This is a genomic window from Ureibacillus xyleni (genome assembly GCF_900217795.1).
GTDB lineage: Bacteria > Bacillota > Bacilli > Bacillales_A > Planococcaceae > Ureibacillus > Ureibacillus xyleni.
The window spans coordinates 23,199-41,934 of the sequence record NZ_OBMQ01000006.1; the positions used below are offsets into that span (position 1 = coordinate 23,199).

Annotated in this window: 16 protein-coding genes and 1 riboswitch; of the genes, 10 read left to right on the forward strand and 6 right to left on the reverse strand. The window is 35.4% G+C overall.

The features are described from left to right. Positions 1-96 precede the first annotated feature (96 nt). On the reverse strand, positions 97-1,068 hold the full coding sequence (locus CRO00_RS10105; protein WP_097073553.1) for a DMT family transporter: 972 nt from the start codon (positions 1,066-1,068) through the stop codon (positions 97-99). Positions 1,069-1,213: 145 nt separating this feature from the next. After that, positions 1,214-2,443, reverse strand: a complete 1,230-nt coding sequence (gene pepT, locus CRO00_RS10110) for a peptidase T (RefSeq protein WP_097073554.1) — start codon at positions 2,441-2,443, stop codon at positions 1,214-1,216. A gap of 180 nt (positions 2,444-2,623) precedes the next feature. Here pepT and CRO00_RS10115 point away from each other — a divergent pair, with 180 nt between their 5' ends. Then, positions 2,624-4,309 (forward strand): hypothetical protein, encoded by a 1,686-nt coding sequence (locus tag CRO00_RS10115; protein ID WP_097073555.1) that lies wholly within the window; start codon positions 2,624-2,626, stop codon positions 4,307-4,309. 262 nt (positions 4,310-4,571) lie between these two features. Here CRO00_RS10115 and CRO00_RS10120 read toward each other — a convergent pair whose 3' ends face one another. The 3 genes from CRO00_RS10120 to CRO00_RS10130 all read right to left on the reverse strand — a co-directional run bounded on the left by CRO00_RS10120 (position 4,572) and on the right by CRO00_RS10130 (position 6,692). After that, entirely contained in the window at positions 4,572-5,006 is a 435-nt protein-coding gene (locus CRO00_RS10120; RefSeq protein ID WP_097073556.1) for a hypothetical protein, read from the reverse strand. A 149-nt stretch (positions 5,007-5,155) separates the two neighbouring features. Beyond that, positions 5,156-5,890 (reverse strand): oxygen-insensitive NADPH nitroreductase, encoded by a 735-nt coding sequence (gene nfsA, locus CRO00_RS10125; RefSeq protein WP_097073557.1) that lies wholly within the window; start codon positions 5,888-5,890, stop codon positions 5,156-5,158. A gap of 169 nt (positions 5,891-6,059) precedes the next feature. Continuing rightward, positions 6,060-6,692, reverse strand: coding sequence for a glycerol-3-phosphate acyltransferase (locus CRO00_RS10130; protein ID WP_097073558.1), 633 nt, complete (start codon positions 6,690-6,692; stop codon positions 6,060-6,062). A 143-nt stretch (positions 6,693-6,835) separates the two neighbouring features. Continuing rightward, positions 6,836-6,952: riboswitch (SAM riboswitch) on the forward strand. 120 nt (positions 6,953-7,072) lie between these two features. On the opposite strand from CRO00_RS10130, the gene CRO00_RS10135 reads away from it, so the two are divergent. The 3 genes from CRO00_RS10135 to CRO00_RS10145 all read left to right on the forward strand — a co-directional run bounded on the left by CRO00_RS10135 (position 7,073) and on the right by CRO00_RS10145 (position 10,401). Beyond that, positions 7,073-8,374, forward strand: coding sequence for an O-acetylhomoserine aminocarboxypropyltransferase/cysteine synthase family protein (locus CRO00_RS10135; protein ID WP_097073559.1), 1,302 nt, complete (start codon positions 7,073-7,075; stop codon positions 8,372-8,374). Positions 8,375-8,679: 305 nt separating this feature from the next. Continuing rightward, a complete protein-coding gene (locus CRO00_RS10140) occupies positions 8,680-9,069 on the forward strand; it encodes a hypothetical protein (RefSeq protein WP_097073560.1) in 390 nt (129 codons plus the stop codon). 345 nt (positions 9,070-9,414) lie between these two features. Next, positions 9,415-10,401 (forward strand): homoserine dehydrogenase, encoded by a 987-nt coding sequence (locus tag CRO00_RS10145; protein WP_097073561.1) that lies wholly within the window; start codon positions 9,415-9,417, stop codon positions 10,399-10,401. A gap of 149 nt (positions 10,402-10,550) precedes the next feature. Here the strand turns inward: CRO00_RS10145 and CRO00_RS10150 are convergent, their stop codons facing one another. Beyond that, positions 10,551-10,781, reverse strand: coding sequence for a DNA-binding protein (locus CRO00_RS10150; protein WP_097073562.1), 231 nt, complete (start codon positions 10,779-10,781; stop codon positions 10,551-10,553). Positions 10,782-10,907: 126 nt separating this feature from the next. Between CRO00_RS10150 and CRO00_RS10155 the strand changes: the two genes are divergently transcribed. From CRO00_RS10155 to CRO00_RS10180, 6 genes are all read left to right on the forward strand, one after another. Then, a complete protein-coding gene (locus CRO00_RS10155) occupies positions 10,908-11,801 on the forward strand; it encodes a DMT family transporter (protein ID WP_097073563.1) in 894 nt (297 codons plus the stop codon). Between the two features lie 148 nt (positions 11,802-11,949). Then, complete coding sequence (locus CRO00_RS10160) at positions 11,950-12,648, forward strand: response regulator transcription factor (RefSeq protein ID WP_419865874.1); 699 nt, start codon at positions 11,950-11,952, stop codon at positions 12,646-12,648. 147 nt (positions 12,649-12,795) lie between these two features. Further along, positions 12,796-15,000 (forward strand): HAMP domain-containing sensor histidine kinase, encoded by a 2,205-nt coding sequence (locus CRO00_RS10165; RefSeq protein ID WP_097073565.1) that lies wholly within the window; start codon positions 12,796-12,798, stop codon positions 14,998-15,000. Positions 15,001-15,114: 114 nt separating this feature from the next. Further along, positions 15,115-16,197: a metallophosphoesterase gene (locus CRO00_RS10170; protein ID WP_097073566.1), complete on the forward strand. Its 1,083-nt coding sequence runs from the start codon at positions 15,115-15,117 to the stop codon at positions 16,195-16,197. A gap of 84 nt (positions 16,198-16,281) precedes the next feature. Further along, complete coding sequence (locus tag CRO00_RS10175) at positions 16,282-17,109, forward strand: undecaprenyl-diphosphate phosphatase (protein ID WP_097073567.1); 828 nt, start codon at positions 16,282-16,284, stop codon at positions 17,107-17,109. Between the two features lie 280 nt (positions 17,110-17,389). Beyond that, a complete protein-coding gene (locus tag CRO00_RS10180) occupies positions 17,390-18,691 on the forward strand; it encodes a protoglobin domain-containing protein (protein WP_419865875.1) in 1,302 nt (433 codons plus the stop codon). The last annotated feature ends 45 nt before the right edge of the window (positions 18,692-18,736 follow it).

Sequence of the window (18,736 nt, forward strand, 5' to 3'; positions counted from 1 at the left end):
AAAGAAATACTCTTAGAAGTTTGAAAAGGCACTACCTCTAAAACTAGTCAACGTTTTCCCCCCTAATAAAACGTTACTTTAAAGAAAAGGCCCAGCTTATCCTTGAAGCTCGGCCTGTTTTTCTTTTATATGGGATTTTTTCGATACGAGCATTGTGTGATAACTATGAAGAACCATCCCAACAATAATAATACCTATACCTGTTAATGATATTGGGCTAGGTAAAGGTGCACCAAGTAACAACATTTCGCCAATAATAACAAACAGCACCTGTGTTGATTGTGTTGCTTCTACTGCAGCGAGTTTACCTTGATCCTCTCTGGAACGGTCTGTTGCAATAAAGAATAATACTGTTGCAATAACACCGGAACTAACCCCGATTATAAGAGACTGCAATAATTGGCTAGGAGAAGGAAGACCTACAGTGAATAATGCAATAGCACCTAGTACAATCCAACTTGGCAAAGATGCGATGGTCATACCTAAAACTCGTTGGAATGTATCCAATCGACCACCACATAGTTCCATCATTTTTCTGTTTCCTAAAGGGTAGGCGAATGCAGCAATTAATACAGGTAAAATTCCTAAAAGTAGGATATTAGGTGATACTGATTTAGCTTGTGGAATTTGTATAAATAAAATCCCAATTAAAATAACGCTTGATATTAATAAAGACGTAACAGGAATCTTTTGACGCACTTTTTGACCATTAATAAAGGAGGTGAAAAGTGGAGCTAATAAAACTCCTGCTACAATGGTTAATTGCCAAGTACCTGAAACAAGCCATCCTGGACCAAAAGCTGCTGCATATGTGAGGGGAGCGTAAAATAGTACGAACCCTACAAAACTCCAAAGTAACCATTTTACCGGTTGACCTTTCATCTCATGTGTTAATGGTTTTAATCCTTTTCGTGAAAAAACAATCCCGAGTAGAAAGGGGAGCATGAAAAAATAACGAAGCGATGAACTCCAAAGCCAACTCCCTCCTTCTAATTCCATTGAACGGTTTAAAATAAAAGTAACGGCAAAAAACACAGATGCGAGAATACCTATGATAATTTCTTTCAATCTATTAACCTACTTCCTTTGAGAATATGTAATAGGAGACCTTTTTCAAAGTATAAAAGTTTACTTAAAAGTATTCAAAAGTTTTTATTGTTCTGAAAAATATAAAAAACAGCGAAGCAAGCATTGCACTTACTTCGCATACGAATTATTTTCCTTGTGCTTCAAATAATTGAACGATTTCTAATATGACTTTCGTTGCTTTTTCCATCGTTTCAGCGGAGATAAATTCAAATTTGCCATGCATGTTTTCTCCACCTGCAAAGATATTCGGTGTTGGCAAGCCCATATAAGATAATTGGGAACCGTCAGTACCACCACGAATTGGTTCGACAATCGGTGTTATCCCTAAGTTTTCCATTGCCTTGTGTGCTATATCAACAATTTCTTTTACTGGCTCTATCTTTTCACGCATGTTGTAATATTGATCTTCAATTTCTACTGTGATGGAGTCTTCGCCAAATCTTTCCTTCATTATTTTCTCTAATTCAAAGAAATGGGCTTTTTTAGCTTCAAACTTTTCACGATCATGGTCTCGAATAATGTATGAAAGTTGAGCTTCTTCTATTCGACCATTAAAATTCATCAAATGAATAAACCCTTCATAACCTTCAGTCTTCTCTGGAACAGCATCTGATGGCATTCCGTTTTGGAATTTAACTGCCAAAGTAATAGCATTCACCATTTTATCTTTTGCAGATCCTGGATGCACACTCGTTCCTCGAGTTGTAACCTTTGCTGATGCAGCATTAAAGCTTTCATATTGAAGCTCGCCAAGGGGACCGCCATCCATTGTATAAGCAAAATCTGCACCGAAAGCTTCCACATCAAATTTATGAGGACCACGACCAATTTCTTCGTCAGGTGTGAATGCAACCCTTAATTTTCCGTGCTTAATTTCAGGATGTTCAACTAAATACTCCATAGCTGTCATGATTTCTGCAATACCAGCTTTATCATCTGCACCTAGAAGTGTAGTTCCGTCTGTTGTAATTAGAGTTTGACCCGTATAGTTCTTTAAATTAGGGAAGTAACTTGGTGACATGATTAGGTTACTATTTAATTGAATATCACCACCTTCATAATTATCGATGCGACGAGGATTTACATTTGTACCTGAAAAGTCAGGTGATGTATCTACATGGGCAAGAAAACCAATTGTCGGTACATCTTTATCCGTATTTGCAGGTAAGGTTGCAAACAAATAACCGTTCTCATCAAGTGTTATTTCTGTTAAGCCGATTTCAGCTAGTTCTTCTTTTAGTACGTTAAGCAAATCAAATTGTTTTTGAGTTGATGGTGTTGTAGAGCTTTCAGGATCTGAAGTTGTATCAATTTTTGCATATCGAATTAACCGTTCAATTACTTTTTCTTTCATGAAAATCCTCCTTAAATGGTTACTTGCACCTATTGTATCATTTTTACTTCGGATAACGGAATAATTTGTGATTTGGATTGAGAAATACTGGATAGACTAAATGAATGCTATTTAACTATTTATGAAACTAATTGGCTTGCTATTCCGTAAATAAAGTATCTAAAAGAAAGGGTGGTTCGTGTGACACAATTGTTATTAACAGCATTACTAGCTGCATTTGTCACGACGCTCCTTCTTGTTCCGCTTACGAAAAAGGTGCAAAAAGGGGAAATAAGCAGTAAACAACTGTCAAATTCATTAATCTTCGTGCTAATAGCAAGCTTCATTATACTAGTCGCAATTATCTATATTACAAAGATTGATATGCATTGGACGATTTTTGTATATTCATTACCAATTATCGCTTTATTAGGGGCAATAATCTCTTCAGGTATAGAGCAAACGTTTAAAGGATTAGTCTTTTTATTGAGTTTGATTGTTCTTGGATATATGTTATCCGCTCCTGTTTGGAATGCAAATGAAAAATACCAATCTGCTAAAATGGAAGAAAAGGTTGAAATTGAACCATTTGACGAAACAAAAACCCCAGCAAGTGTACCTCCAAGATTTGCAGAGAATAAAATGAAAAAGGCATTTGGGCAAGTACCCAATACAAGTTACTATGAACTAGGAAATTTACAAATTCAAAAGGTAAACGGGGAGTTTGTCTATATTGCACCAGTTGAATTTTCAGGTTTCTTTAGATGGTTTACTGGAAAAACAACTCCTGGATACTTTACGATGAGTGCAACAGATTCTACTGACAATCCAAAGTTTGTACAATCTGAAATGACTTACGTACCATCAGCGTTTTTGAATAATAACTTAGAGCGTCATATCCGCCTTCAAAACCCAACATTAATTTTCTATGGAAAGCCGCAACTTGAAGTAGATGACGAAGGAAAACCGTACTATATTCGCTCATATGGTAATTTTATTTCTGCACGGAATGGCTTTGATGTGAAGGGAATTGTTATGGTGGATGCTGCATCAGGAGATTCAGAGATTTTAACCATAGATGAAGTGCCAGAATTTATTGATGGTGCCGTTTCACCAGAATCAGTTAGTCTACAAAATAGTTACTTTGGTAAATATATTCATGGTTTTTGGAATAGTATGTTTGGGAAAAAAGATGTGAAGTTACCATCAGATGAAGGAACAGAAGCTAATGTAAGTCCGATTTTTAATGAAAATGGGGAAATGTATTACTTTACTGATTTCACTAGTCCAAAAGAGGGCGTTGATTCAATGCTTGGCTATTCATTAACCCATGCAAGAACAGGTGAAGCCACGTATTATACAGGAAACCTAGAAGAATCATATATGGATTCACAAGGTGCTTTAGATATTATTGAGAAAAAGTTTATTGAAAAAGAATGGCAAGGAGAAATGCCAATTCTTTATAACTTCTACGGGGAAGCTAGCTGGCTTGCACCAGTACTAGATTCAAACGGATTTTTACAAAACTACTTTATTGTATCTGCTGCAAATCCTGAAATATCAGCATATGGTGTAACACCAAATGAAGCGTTAAAACAGTATAAGACAGCATTAAGTCGAGGTGGGGGATCTGTAGAAGGAACGTCAAGTGCAGAAGAAGCAACAATTTCAGGAGAGGTTGTCCGTGTTTATAAAGAGCGAGTAGGGGATTATACAATCGTTTCATTCTTATTAAACACAGGTCAAAACTTCATAGTAAGTTCCCAAAATGCACCTCTTACAATCTATTTACAAGAAGGCGACCGCGTTGTAATAACATACTACAACACAAAAGAATTATTCCTTCCTGTAAAAGAAATGGAAATCGGAGGAATTTTATCAAACTAAAAAAGAAAAACCTGACGTTATCTTTAGGGCACTGAAAAAGTCGATTTTAATAAATTTTTATAATAAAAATACGCTCAGATCTTTTAGGAAGTGGGATTCACGAAGACTCCTACGGGAACAGCTTGAGCTGAAGACCCCGCAGGAGCTTGCGACGAGGAGGCTGAAGCCAAGCCCGTGGAAAGCGAAGTGAATCCCACCTTCTATTTAGAAGCAAATAATTACTATAAATTTTTATCGGTATTTAGTTTTTCAGTGGCTTCCGTTATCTTGTCGGGTTTTTCTCTTTTTCGTTAAGATATTCAACCATTCTTTGTTTTCTTAACTGAACATGTTCTTTTGTGTATGGCTTCAAGCTATCGAATCGTTCTTTTTGTTCTTGCAAAATTCTGCGTTCTTTCATAAACCGAGCTTCTGGTTCGTGTCTGAAAATATATTCTAAGTGGAAAATTTGCATTAATGCAACTTCAGGACTTTCTAAATTGTAAATAAACTTGATATTCCATACGGTTGTGTAGGAAATATACTGATTTACAAATTCTGTAATGTGTTTATATGCTTCTTTATTAATTTTAACTTCAATATTTTTGTGAAGTTTTGCAAGTTCTAAATTAATGTCTGCTAAAACACGATAATAATGCCGAATCTTTTTATTATGTTGTCTCTCTAAAGACAATGCAACTTGTCTATTTTGATACATTAACAACACCCCTTTAAACTTACAAATACTACTATTATTTTATCAAAGTTTTCAGGGATTTATTAGATTACTATATTACCGTATTTATGTAAAAGAGAACTTACATATTGACTATATTAAACAAGTAAGTTCTACCTATAAAATTAAAGTTATTTCCAGCTAAAGCCTTTCGATGCTAAAAATTCTTTTATGTGCGGACGTCTTTGTTCTACTAAAAAATCAGCCATCTGTTTTGTCCAATTAGACACTTTTTGGTTAGAGCTACGACTTGCATAATAGTTTTCCATAATAGAATCGTATTCATCTAACAAATCATTGTATATTGCTGAATCGTAACTATTTTCATGAAGGATTGCTCCTACCGGTAGTCTAGGCTTTGTTTCATTACGTTTTGTTGGTGTACCAATTGTCATAGCAAAGAGTGGGAATACATAATCCGGTAAATTGAACAATTCACTAATTTCAGTAGGGTTGTTACGTGCACCACCAATATAACAAATACCGTAACCTTCTGCCTCTGCAGCAATAACAAAGTTTTGAGCAAAAATGCCTACATCTGCAACACCAACTAATAAATTTTCAGCACTGTCTGCTACAATATCAACGCCATGCTTCTGTCCTGCCATCTGAAGACGTTTAAAGTCTACACAAAATAAAAATGAGGCACCTGCTGTCTTAAACTGGAAATCGTTTTTAGATAGTTCACCTAGTTTTTGTTTTTTTTCTTCATCTGTAACCCAAATAACACTGTAGGCTTGAACGAAATGGGAACTTGCTGCCATTTGTGCTGTTTGGATAAGATCTATTACAGTTTCTTTTGAAATTTGTTCTCCCGTATACTTTCTTACAGATGAATGACTACGTAATACCTCTTTAACTGACACACTTATACTCCCCTTTGTATGTAATTTAAAAGTAGTTTAGAGAAAATTCTCTATACGGATATATTAGACTATTTTGAAATGTAATACAAAATAGGGGCTTTATGAATTATAAGGGGAGTAATAGGTAAAAGCCGTAAGCTAATTTAGAAGTAGCATTACGGCTTTGGTTTTAACGTTTTTTGTTGAAAGCAGTAGTGACTTTTGGTTCCGTTCCTAAACGCATCCGATTTATATTTTCAACATGTAAAATGATTGCTATAACGAATAAAGATATTGTTATGAAAAATGGCCAAATCGTTGGTTCCTGTAGTATAGCTGTAATTGCAAATATCATGTAAAGGGCAAAAACACCGATAATTAGATAATTGGTTAAAAGGGAAAAAACAATAAGAAACAAAACTGCAATTAAACCCATCTGCCAGTTTATTGTGATAAAGATGCCGATTAATGATGCAGTACCTTTTCCTCCGCGAAATTTCATGTGGATAGGAAAATTATGTCCTAAAATAACGGCAGCTCCAATTGAATAAAGCAGTATAGACATTTGATCTGGAGTAAAGTTTGTATAGTTCGATAATAAAAATTGTCCAAGTATAATTGCAACAATACCTTTACCAATATCAATTAGTCCGACGAGTACACCAAATTTCCAGCCTAGAGACAACATCGCATTAGACGCACCGGCATTTCCGTGACCAACTTCCTTTAAATTTACACCGGTAAACAGTTTAGCGAAGTTAGAACCATGAATGCATCCAATTAAATAACCAACTATAAGAACGGATAACAAAGTAACTAGCATTCTCAAAAACTCCTTCCCAATAGATGTTATTTCTATTATACTCTGAGAAAAAGAAAGAAGTTTCAAAAAAATTTAAAAATATAGTTGACAGAGTAGATTACTATGATTTATAGTGAATACAACGATGGAACATGAATCAAATACCTTTATCCAGAGTGGCGGAGGGAATAGGCCCTAAGATGCCCGGCAACCAGTGAATACATAAAGTGTTTACTAAGGTGCTAATTCCTACAGATTTTGATTGATCTGACAGATAAGGGGAGGAAAAATTGCAACTTGCAGCCCTCTTCTTAAATAAGAGGGCTTTTTGTTTTTCCATAAATAAAGTCCTCCTTATTAAATGCGATCATCCATCGAATAAAAACTAGGAGGAAGATTACATGTCACAACAACGTCCAGAAACAATTCTACTACATGGTGGACAAAAGCCAGACCCAACAACAGGTGCAATAGCTGTACCAATCTATCGTACGACTGCTTATGCTTTTCAAAATACAGAGCATGCTCGTCAACTGTTCGCTTTAGAAACTCCGGGTAATATTTATTCCCGAATTATGAACCCAACAGTAGATGTATTTGAGCAACGCGTTGCAAAATTAGAAGGTGGAACTGCTGCAGTAGCATTATCATCAGGTATGGCAGCAATTGCATTTTCAATTTTAAACATTGCAGGCGCAGGGGATGAGATTATTGCTGCTGGTTCACTATATGGTGGAACATATAATTTATTTGCAAATACATTGCCACGCTACGGCATTACAACTACATTTGTTGATGAAACAGACCCTAAAAACTTTGAAGCAGCAATTACCGAAAATACAAAGGCAATCTATGCTGAAACAATCGGTAACCCAAGTTTAAATGTTTTAGATATTGAAAGAGTTGCGGAAATTGCTCATGCGCATGGTCTTCCGCTAATTATCGATAATACATTCCCATCCCCATACGGATCGAACCCAATCGAATTTGGAGCAGATGTTGTCGTTCATTCTGCTACAAAATGGATTGGCGGACATGGAACAACAATTGGCGGTATTGTCGTTGATGCTGGTAAATTCGATTGGACACAAGGTCGTTTCCCAGGATTTACAGAACCAGACGAGTCCTATCATGGTTTGCGTTACGGAATTGATACTGCTGCAGCTGCATTCGCTACAAAATTGCGTGTTCAATTACTTCGTGACTTTGGTCCAACTTTAAGTGCTGACGCTGCATTTAACTTCTTACAAGGTTTAGAGACGCTTCATTTGCGTTATACAAGACACGGTGAAAATGCAGAAAAGGTTGTAGAGTTTTTAGAAAACCACTCATCTGTGGAATATGTAAACTATCCAGGTAAAGAAAACTTCCCGTCGCATTCATTAGCGAAGAAATACTTGAAAAATGGCTTCGGTTCAATGCTTACATTTGGCATTAAAGGTGGACGAGAAGCAGGAAGTAAAGTAATTGACAATGTTAAATTATTCTCACACGTCGCAAACGTAGGGGATGCAAAATCATTAATCATTCACCCAGCTTCAACAACTCACCAACAACTATCTGCTGAAGAATTAAAATTTGCAGGTGTATCGGAAGAGCTCATTCGCTTATCAATCGGTTTAGAAGCAGTTGAAGATATTATTGCAGATTTAGAACAAGCCCTTGCTATTGCTGTTGAAGGTGTTACACAAACAAACGCATAATTAATAGAAGTATTTTAGTTGCTTGGTGAAACTCACTTTATCCACATCATCTCGTGAAAAAGCTGGGTTTTACCAACCAAGCTAAAGGCCATTCATTCGACTAAATACTTTTTATTTTAAAACCTAGTAAATTCATTTGTTTTATTGACAATAAGGTAATTAGTACTTATAATTAAGGTAAATATTAGAAACTTGAGTTCTAAGCATTCCCCATGCTTATGAATATATCTAAAAACTAGTAGTATCGTAGCAGTTGTTCCCCCGACAGCTGCTACATCCCTAAAGAGATCAAGGAGTGTTGTAAAATGGGAAATATCTATAGTGCACAAAATTTCGCAGCTTATTTTATATATGAATTAAACGAACAACGTATTTTCATCAATTCTGATGCTATACAACATTTATTAGCTGATATTGAGAGTTTATGGCAAAAAGAATTTGGTCATAGTGCGTTTTCAGAAAACATCTATTCATTTAATCAAAATGGATATATTGTAAAAGAAGTCAAAGAAGCCTACGTGGAATATGGAGCAAATCATATCGATGTTCCGGCGAAAGATTGGGAGCTAGAATTCGGTCAGTTCCAATTGGTTTACAGAACTTATGGAATACCAAGCTTTACTAATGAAGAAGAGGCACTTGTAAAAGAGAGTATAAGTAAATATAAAACGAGTCTTATTAGAAAAGTTTCTTAAGCAAATGATTTCCCATTTTAACAGCACTTTAACTGTCTGAACGTATGTAGGACAGTTTTTTTATTTTCCTTATCTTTGGTAGTAATTGGGCATAATAAGAACTTCAGTTAGTGGAAATTTTAATGAATACATATATTATTCTACAATACGAAATTGAATCTTTTTTGACCTTCTTAGGAAAACAATTGTCCATCTTGAGAAGAATTTCCTTGAGTTCCTTCAAAATATAAGATAAAATTTTCTTAAGTGAAATTTTTCGAATTATTTGTTTTTATTTTCAAAATTTGGATAACAAGCGTATTGAATATTGAAGGACGTATAGTAAAGATGGAGGCGAGTATAGGAATGGCAACAATAAAGGCGGCCATCTTAGGTTTTGGCACAGTAGGACAAGGAATTTACCATATTTTAAATGAAAAACGCGATGAGCTTCGAGATAAATTAGGTATTGAATTAGAAGTAGCAAAAATCTTAGTTCGTGATACAACGCGAGAACGTGTTCCTGGTACAGCACATTTACTAACGGATAGTATTGATGATGTTTTATCCGTAAAAGGAATCCAAGTTGTATTTGAAGCAATAGTGAATGAAGAACCTGCATACTCTTATTTGAAAAAAGCTGTTGAACATAAGTGTCATGTAGTTACAGCAAATAAAGTGATGTTTGCAAAGCGTGGGTTAGAGTTACAAGAGTTAGCAAAGCAAAACGGTGTATTTGTTGGATATGAAGCAACAACTGCTGGCGGTGTCCCAGTAATAAAAACAATGAAAAACATTTTACTAGTTAACGATGTTACAAGAATTCAAGGTATCTTAAATGGTACGTCAAATTATATTTTAACAAAAATGCGTGCTGAGGGCTGGACTTTTGACGAAGCACTTCAGGAGGCACAAAACTTAGGTTATGCAGAAGCTGACCCATATAACGATATTTCAGGGCAAGACGCGTTTAAGAAATTAATGATTTTATCTGCTCTAGCGTTTGGTGAACAACCAGATTGGGCAGATGTTGAAGTCATTGGGATAGATGGCATTACTTCTGAGCAAGTAAAAGAAGCAACTGAACAAGGGTTACGTTATCGACACGTTGCAGAAGTTGAACGACTTTCGGACGGTAAAATCATTGCAAAGGTCGGTCCAATGGTAGTTGATAAAGAACATCCGTTATACCCAATTGATGATGTCTTCAATGCAGTGACAATGGAGACAAATTATATCGGGACATTAACATTAGTAGGACCAGGTGCAGGCATGTATCCAACAGCCAGCGTTATGGTGGAAGATTACGCAGAGATTATTGGCAAACGCGCCGGCTTTGTCGTTACAATTTAAAATAAACCATCTTGTTGCGCTATTTATTAACTAGACGCTTCAGGATGGTTTTTTTATGTGCGGTTTTGATTGGTTTATGTGCGGTATCTCCGTATTTATGTGCGCTTTTGTTAGATTTATGAGCGGTTTTTCCAAGTTTATGTGCGCTTTTAATCTTCATCTTTCACATCAATGTCTTCTGGTATCGGAGTATTTCGCCAAATTTCAATTTCTTCTTTAATACGCTCCAATTGTTCGTGATAAGTATCAAATTGTGTGCTATTCACCAAATACTGCTCACCATCAAATACGGCTTTAATACGGCCAGCATATATGTAGCGAAGCACTTGATCTTCTGGCATTGAAATTTCTTTTGCAGTTTCAGCAACAGTTTTATACATGTATGTTAACCTCCATTAATAAAACACTGAATATATTATACTTCATGAATCCTATTTTGATATACCTACAGAAAATGGTAGTATTGCAATATAGGGTTAAGTACGAAAATAAGGGGATGTTCTTAATTGAATTTATTACCATATATATTTGTTTTGCTTGCTGCCATTCTTTGGGGGACAGTGGGGACAACTCAAACCTTTTTAAAAGATGGAATATCACCAATTGCAGTTGCAGGAGTACGTTCACTGATTGGGGGAGGGGTATTACTTATTGCAGCGCTTGTTATGCGAAAAATTAACTTTCGCAACTGGTCGTGGAAATGGACAATTCTAGCCGCAATAACGATTGCCTTATTCCAATCGTTATTTTTCACCTCTGTCCGATATACAGGAGTAGCAGTCGGGACAGTGGTTACAATCGGAAGTTCGCCCGTGTTTTCGGGAATAATTGAGTGGGTTATTTGGAAGAGTAAACCAAATCGTGTTTGGGGAATTGCTACAATCCTTGCCATCGTTGGGTGTGTTTTACTCTTTGTTAATCGTGGAGAAGCAACAGTTCATCCATTAGGTGTTCTTCTCGCGCTTTGTGCAGGATTTATGTTTGCGCTCTATACGAATTGTAGTAAGCAGCTAACGGAGAATGAAGAAACATTACCAGCTGTAGCGATGACATTCTCTATTTGTGCTGTGATGTTGCTGCCTTTCTCTGGTGATGGGGTGTCTTGGGCATTTGATAAGCAAAATCTGTTCCCAATCGTTTTCATGGGATTAGCTGCAACAAGTCTAGCTTATATATTATTTTTAGCAGGTTTAGAGAAAATTAGCTCTTCATCTGCAGTTACGTTATCTTTAGCAGAACCATTAACCGCTGCACTTCTTGGAGTCTTTTTAGTGGGTGAATATCTAAGTCCCACATCATGGATTGGTGTGGTGATGTTACTTGGGGGAATAATTGTTTTAACAGTAGGAAGTAGAAAACCACAAACTACATTAAATGAGGAAAATGAATCCTCTAAATAAGGGCATGCAAAGGCATGTCCTTTATTAAACGATAAAATCTTTAAATGGTTCTATAGAATCTTAAGAATTTCTTCATAATTATCATGACAAGATGTTAAGATTCAAAAATTATGATGGAACCATAAGAAAAAGAGATGAGGTGAGGACAGTGGAGAAAAAATTAACGGTATTAGTAACAGATGATGATCAAGATATTCGAGATGGGATTGAAATCTACTTAAAAAATGAAGGATACAATGTTTTAAAAGCTTCTGATGGAGTTGAAGCATTAAAGCAGTTACAGGAGAATGAAGTTCATTTAATCATACTCGATATTATGATGCCGAACATGGACGGCATTACCGCAACTTTTAAGATTCGGTCCGAACGTAATATACCGATTATTATGTTAAGTGCAAAAGCTGAGGATTCTGACAAAATTCATGGCTTATCGGTAGGGGCAGATGACTATGTGACGAAGCCTTTCCATCCTTTAGAGTTACTCGCTCGCGTTAAATCGCAGCTACGACGATATGTACAATTAGGAACGTATGATGGACAATCCCAATCCAAAGTTGAAGTGAATGGGCTATCACTCGACATGGATGCAAAAGAAGTTCGATTAGATGGGGAACTTGTAAAGCTAACGCCAATCGAATACAAAATAACTGAACTCTTATTGAAAAATGCAGGGCGGGTCTATTCTATTAACGAAATTTACGAATTAGTCTGGAATGAAGAAGCCTACAACGCTGAAAATGTAGTGGCAGTGCATATTCGAAAAATCCGTGAAAAAATCGAAGCTGATCCTAAAAATCCAAGGTTTTTAAAGGTTGTGTGGGGCATTGGATACAAAATTGAAAAATAATATTGAGACAAGCATCACAATCATATGCCTAATCGCAAGCGTTATTGGAATGGGATATATCGGTTTTGCAACATGGCAGTTTTTAAGTACACATTATGAAAATGCAGTGCAATTATTAATAAAACTATTTTGAGGAGGAACACAAGAATGGGACTAAAAGGTAAATCACTCCTCTCTCTTTTTCTCATTACGTGGGTAGTTTTTTCTAGCGTACTCTTTATTCTCAATGCGCACAGGTATATAGGTAACAACTTTTTTGAATCAGATAATTTTCAAGTAACAAAAGAAGACTTTAAACAGCAGCTCGGACGATTCGTGTTGCAACCGTTTGACGAGGAAAAAGCAAAAGCATCCATTACAGTTACACAAGATGAGATCGACTATCATCGTAACTATTATGGAACATTGTCTGAACAGGTAGCAAATATCCGAGATCAATATAGCGATCGTATTTTTCAAGCAGAGGAATCTAAGGACGCGCAATTAAAGGAAATATTAATGGCAGAACGAGATGCGAAGATTGCCGATATAAAAGAAAATTTTGCAGATGATGAGCATGTTGAAGAAAAAATCCGAAAGCAAAAGGAACAAATAATTGAAGAGTTTGCAAAAGCCGAGAAGTTAGCGGCAAAAGATTTCTTAAACAATTTTGGCTATTTTACTTATAGTTTAGTGAATGTCAATACTGGAGAAAAATTTGAATCGGCTAATATCACTAAGTCAAATACGTTTTCGGAAAGCTATGGTAATCAAAAACCATATTTTAATGTTAATAATCAATTTTATATCGGTGCTGGTGATGGTTACTATGATAGTGTCGCACTCATCAATCAAATGGAGATAAATTACGAAACGGTCCAATTTGAAGGGGTAATTAGTATTCCTAAAAGCATGTTAAATGCAACTATTTTTGCTACAGAGTATCGTGCTTTTTCAGTGACTAAGATTATTCTTTATATTATTTGGGCTACTGGGATATTAGCAATAGCTGGCTTGTTCACTTTTGCAAAACCTTCCTTTGAACAATATAAAAACACGTCAAGACTAAAAGAACTGTTCTTGCGAGTACCGATTGATGTACGAATCGTAATTATATTTATCTCAGCTTTATTTGCCTATATATCTGTTGAACAGATAAATAATCTCATCAGTATTACTGGTTATTACCAAAACTTAGCACCTCATTTATTAGAGATACTGTTTGATTTTGTTGTATTGTTCATGTTAGTTACCGTTGTAGTATTAGGCGTATTCTGGATTAAGGACTCCTTTAATCAAGAACAGAAATTCAAACAAGAATTAAAAAGTGCTTTCTTATACAAATTAGCTGATGGGATACAAGACTTATTCATAAATCGCTCTATAGGTATACAATCCGTTGTAATACTGATCATTACTTTCTTATCTGGTGTGGGCTTCGTTGGTGGAATGATGGATGGAGATGACTTACTAGCAATATATGTTGTTCTTCTATTCTTTATTGGCTTACCAGCTTGCATTATTTTCCTTCGTCGTATGGGCTACCTAAACCGTATTATGAAACAAACGAAGGAAATGGCTGAGGGTCGACTAACAACTCCAATTAAAGTAAAAGGAAAATCACCTTTTGCAAAACATGCGGAAAACTTAAACCATTTACGTGAAGGCGTTAGAAAGTCACTAACAGAACAAGCAAAAAGTGAACGATTAAAAACAGAATTGATTACGAATGTAAGTCATGACTTGCGTACACCTTTAACTTCGATTATTACGTATACGGATTTACTAAAAAATTCTAATATAACAGAGGAAGAACGGAATAAATATATTGATGTCCTTGATAAAAAGTCGGCGCGATTAAAAACTTTAATTGAAGATTTGTTTGAAGTGTCGAAAATGGCAAGTGGCAATATGGAACTTAACAAACAGCGAATTGATTTAACACAACTTATGCAGCAAGCAGTCGGGGAACATGAAGAGGCGTTCTTAAATGCAAATTTAGATCTTCGGATAACGAAGCCAGATGTACCTCTATATGCAAATGTTGACGGTCAAAAATGGTGGAGAGTACTAGATAACTTAGTGGTGAATGCTTTGAAATATTCTTTAGAAGGAACTAGAGTGTATGTTACGTTAACACAGAAGGGCATGGATGCTGAGTTCACTGTGAAGAATATTACGAAATATGAATTAGGTGAAAATGTTGAGGAACTAACCGAGAGATTTAAACGAGCAGATGCTTCACGGCATACTGATGGTTCCGGTTTAGGCTTAGCTATAGCGCAATCTATAGTAGATATGCATAATGGAAGGTTACAAATTGATGTTGACGGTGATTTATTTAAAGTAACATTAACAGTTCCAATAGATTAGTAAGTAAGGGGCATCATCAGGAAATTTGGTGGTGTCTTTACTTATTCTCTAGAAATGAACATTCCCTATCTCCATGGTATACTTTGAAAAGATTGTAATTTCAGGAGGAAAACGATGGGGAAGGTCGCAAGTATAATAATTGCTGTTTTAATATATGGGTCCATCAGCGCGTATTTAGGTTGGAATTTTAAAAAATGGTTAGAGTCCATCCATATTTTTAGATGGCCAGTTCTTTATTGGATGATTGTATTCCTAGTAGCATTTAGTCCATTTTTAGGTCGAGTAAGCTGGCTTTCTCCATTCTCTGTTATCGGCAATTATTGGATGTTCTTTTTTGAATATGGCCTCATAATATGTATCGTAGTAAACATCATTATTTTCTTAACGCCATTAAAAAATGTAACGATAATTGGTTCCGTTGCAGTTGGCTTACTTGTTATTTTATTTGGATTGGGTACATACAATGCCTATTCTCCTGTTACACGACATTTAGATATTTCCATCAATAAAAGTGGGGAGCCACTCCGTTTAGTTGTTGCATCAGATTTTCATTTAGGGATTTTATCCAACAAAGGGCATTTGCAACGATTTGTTGATTTAGCAAATGAAGCAAAACCAGATGCTGTGTTACTTGTCGGGGATTTGGTAGATGATGATCCAATCTGGTTTGTGGAAGACGGAATGGACCAAGTGATGAAACAGTTACGTGCAACATATGGTGTTTATGGGGTGTTAGGAAACCATGAATACTATGGTGGGAAAATTCCGTTATTTGTTGAGGAAATGAAGGGTGCAAATGTACAAATATTAATGGATGAAACCATTTTAGTTGGGGACCGTTTTTATTTAACAGGACAAGAGGATGCGACGAACAAAAAACGAAAGGCCATAGCTGAACTAAAACCAAGTGACGAAGAATACCCATGGATTGTTATGAATCATACTCCATATGATTTAGAACTTCCCCAAAAAGCAGGAGCAGATCTTCATCTATCAGGACATACGCATCTTGGACAACTTTGGCCAAATAATTTTATTACAAACAAAATTTTTGAACTAGATTATGGTCATATGGAAAAAGGAAGTATGCACACTTTAGTTTCTTCAGGTTTTGGATTTTGGGGTCCTCCGATGAGAATTGGTAGTCGATCAGAGTTATGGATTGTAGATATTAATTTTACAGGGGAAGGTAATTAGAAAACAGCCGAATAGTAGATAGACAATTTTGCAACCATCATGTAATGTAATTGAGTGTTTATAGTAAATAGTAAGGAGATATTTATGGAACTATTTGATTTAATAAAAGCGATTATCCTCGGCTTTGTAGAAGGAATGACAGAATTTGCTCCTGTTTCCTCTACAGGGCATATGATTATTGTCGATGATTTATGGTTAAAAACACAGGAGTTTTTAGGTTCAGGTTCTGCTAATACATTTAAAATTGTTGTCCAACTAGGATCGATTTTAGCTGTGGTTGTTGTTATGTGGAAACGCATGCTTAGTCTTGTTGGATTATACAAAATCGAAGGACAAACTACTTCGCGAAAATTCAATTTAGGACATGTAATCGTTGGGATTATTCCAGCTGGTATATTTGGTGTTTTATTTGAAGATTTTATCGATGAAAATTTATTCTCTACAAAAACGGTTATCATTGGTTTAATCCTAGGGGCAATTTTAATGATTTTTGCTGACAAAGTTGCACCAAAAAGACCGACAGTAAAGTCTTTAGATGATTTAACTTATGGTAAAGCGTTTAGAGTTGGTTTAATTCAATGTTTATCGCTGTGGCCGGGGTTTTCTCGTTCAGGAGCAACGATTTCAGGTGGGGTTTTATTAGGACTAGACCATAAAACAGCATCAGACTTTACATTTATTATGGCAGTTCCAATTATGGCCGGTGCAAGTAGTATATCATTACTTAAAAACTGGGATCAAATTAATGCGGACCATTTTTCGTTTTATGCAATAGGATTCATTAGTGCCTTTGTTTTCGCATTAATCTCTATAAAATTCTTCTTAAAGTTAATTTCACGCGTAAAATTAGTACCTTTTGCGATATACCGTCTCATTTTGGCCGCTATTTTAATTGTTGTATTATATCTTTAAAATAATATTTTATAATAATGATGCACTTACTATTTATAGGTAAGTGCAGTTTTTATATAGACTAACGACGAAAAATTTATTATTTTTGAAATCCTATAGGTCCTCATGCCTATATGTATTCAAAATGTTCATACTTTTGTCAATATTTAATACTAAATTCACAAATTGCTTGAATACTATATAATAATTGCATATATTGTAAATAGATTAATAGTCCTTGTATATTAAAAATCTATAAAATTTAATGCTATTCTCTTAGTCTTTTACCCTAGAATTGGGAGTGAGGAATTTGTTTGCTTTTAAGAAAAAAGAAAATCAAAGCTTCATTTTAAATGAGAGGTTTCAAAATGTAGGTATATTTATTAAGGATCCAATGCTTCTTTTGCAAGTTCATTTAATTGGTTTAACAGAAGAAGACTTACAAACAATAAGAGCGGTTAAACCTTATATTGATCCAAGAGTAAAAGAAATCGTAGACGCGTTTTATGGTACGATCGGCAAAATACCAGAATTTCAACAAATGATTGAGAAATATAGTTCGTCAGAGAGGCTGAGTCATACCTTAAGACATCATGTTATCGAAATGTTTGATGGTCGAATTGATGAAAAATATATTGAGGTCAGAAGAAGGGTAGCAAATAAACACGTATTAATTGGGCTGACTACAAAGTGGTATTTGGCTTCATTTCAAAAGTTAGAAGGAAAAATACAGGAAATTGTTACGGATTTACACTTGCCTGAAGCTGAACAGAAAAAAGTATTTCAAGCTTTAAGAAAAGTTTGTAATTTAGAACAACAAATCGTTCTAGATGAATATGACCGTGTTGCTCAAAGTGTAGCTGTACAAGAACAAGAAAAAGTTAGAAATGAAGTAAAGGAAATAATCGGTAGTATTTCTGTAACTCTAGAAGAACAATCGCTTGATACCAATGAAGCAGTAGCGGACCTTTTTACTAATACAAAAAGTGTGAATGAGTTATTGCAAAATAGTATTCAAGATGCGCAAGAAACAAGACAAGCTTCAAGTGATGGGTATAGACAACTACAAAATTTAAGCAACCAAACGAAAGAAATAAATGATAGAACAATTAAAATGACAAAAATGGTACAAGACTTAGATCACTCCTCTTTAGAAATCCAAGCAGTTGTAGAAATTGTAAAAGATATTGCAGGCCAAACTAATTTGTTAGCGCTTAACTCAGCCATCGAAGCAGCACGAGCAGGGGAACATGGGAAAGGTTTTGCAGTAGTTGCTAATGAGGTTAGAAAGCTCGCAGACCAAACAAAACAATCGGTCGAAAAGATTGCAACATTAATAGGAATGTCTAGTGAAGTAACTGCAGAGGTCATCCAATCCATCCACCACATTCAAGATTTAGTCCAAAACGGGTTAGAGCAAAACGAAAAGTCCCTTGAATCTTTTGAAAAAATATCATCTACCGTCGTTACGACAATTTCAGATTTTGAAAGTGTTGGCCAACAGGTTGAAGAGTTATCACATATTGTTGAAAAAATTGGAAGCACAACCGAGAAACTTGAAGAAGCTGCATCTAAATTGAAAGAAACGATTGGATCGTTTTAAAAAAAAACTAGTGAAAATTCACTAGTTTTTTTGTATTAAAGACGT

Excerpts from the sequence above, each read along its gene's own strand:
- CRO00_RS10135 (WP_097073559.1), top strand. The coding sequence starts at position 7,073 with ATGTCACAACAACGTCCAGAAACAATTCTACTACATGGTGGACAAAAG.
- CRO00_RS10150 (WP_097073562.1), bottom strand. The coding sequence starts at position 10,781 with ATGTATAAAACTGTTGCTGAAACTGCAAAAGAAATTTCAATGCCAGAA.
- CRO00_RS10145 (WP_097073561.1), top strand. The coding sequence starts at position 9,415 with ATGGCAACAATAAAGGCGGCCATCTTAGGTTTTGGCACAGTAGGACAA.
- CRO00_RS10165 (WP_097073565.1), top strand. The coding sequence starts at position 12,796 with ATGGGACTAAAAGGTAAATCACTCCTCTCTCTTTTTCTCATTACGTGG.
- CRO00_RS10120 (WP_097073556.1), bottom strand. The coding sequence starts at position 5,006 with ATGTATCAAAATAGACAAGTTGCATTGTCTTTAGAGAGACAACATAAT.
- CRO00_RS10170 (WP_097073566.1), top strand. The coding sequence starts at position 15,115 with ATGGGGAAGGTCGCAAGTATAATAATTGCTGTTTTAATATATGGGTCC.
- CRO00_RS10175 (WP_097073567.1), top strand. The coding sequence starts at position 16,282 with ATGGAACTATTTGATTTAATAAAAGCGATTATCCTCGGCTTTGTAGAA.
- CRO00_RS10130 (WP_097073558.1), bottom strand. The coding sequence starts at position 6,692 with ATGCTAGTTACTTTGTTATCCGTTCTTATAGTTGGTTATTTAATTGGA.
- pepT (WP_097073554.1), bottom strand. The coding sequence starts at position 2,443 with ATGAAAGAAAAAGTAATTGAACGGTTAATTCGATATGCAAAAATTGAT.
- CRO00_RS10140 (WP_097073560.1), top strand. The coding sequence starts at position 8,680 with ATGGGAAATATCTATAGTGCACAAAATTTCGCAGCTTATTTTATATAT.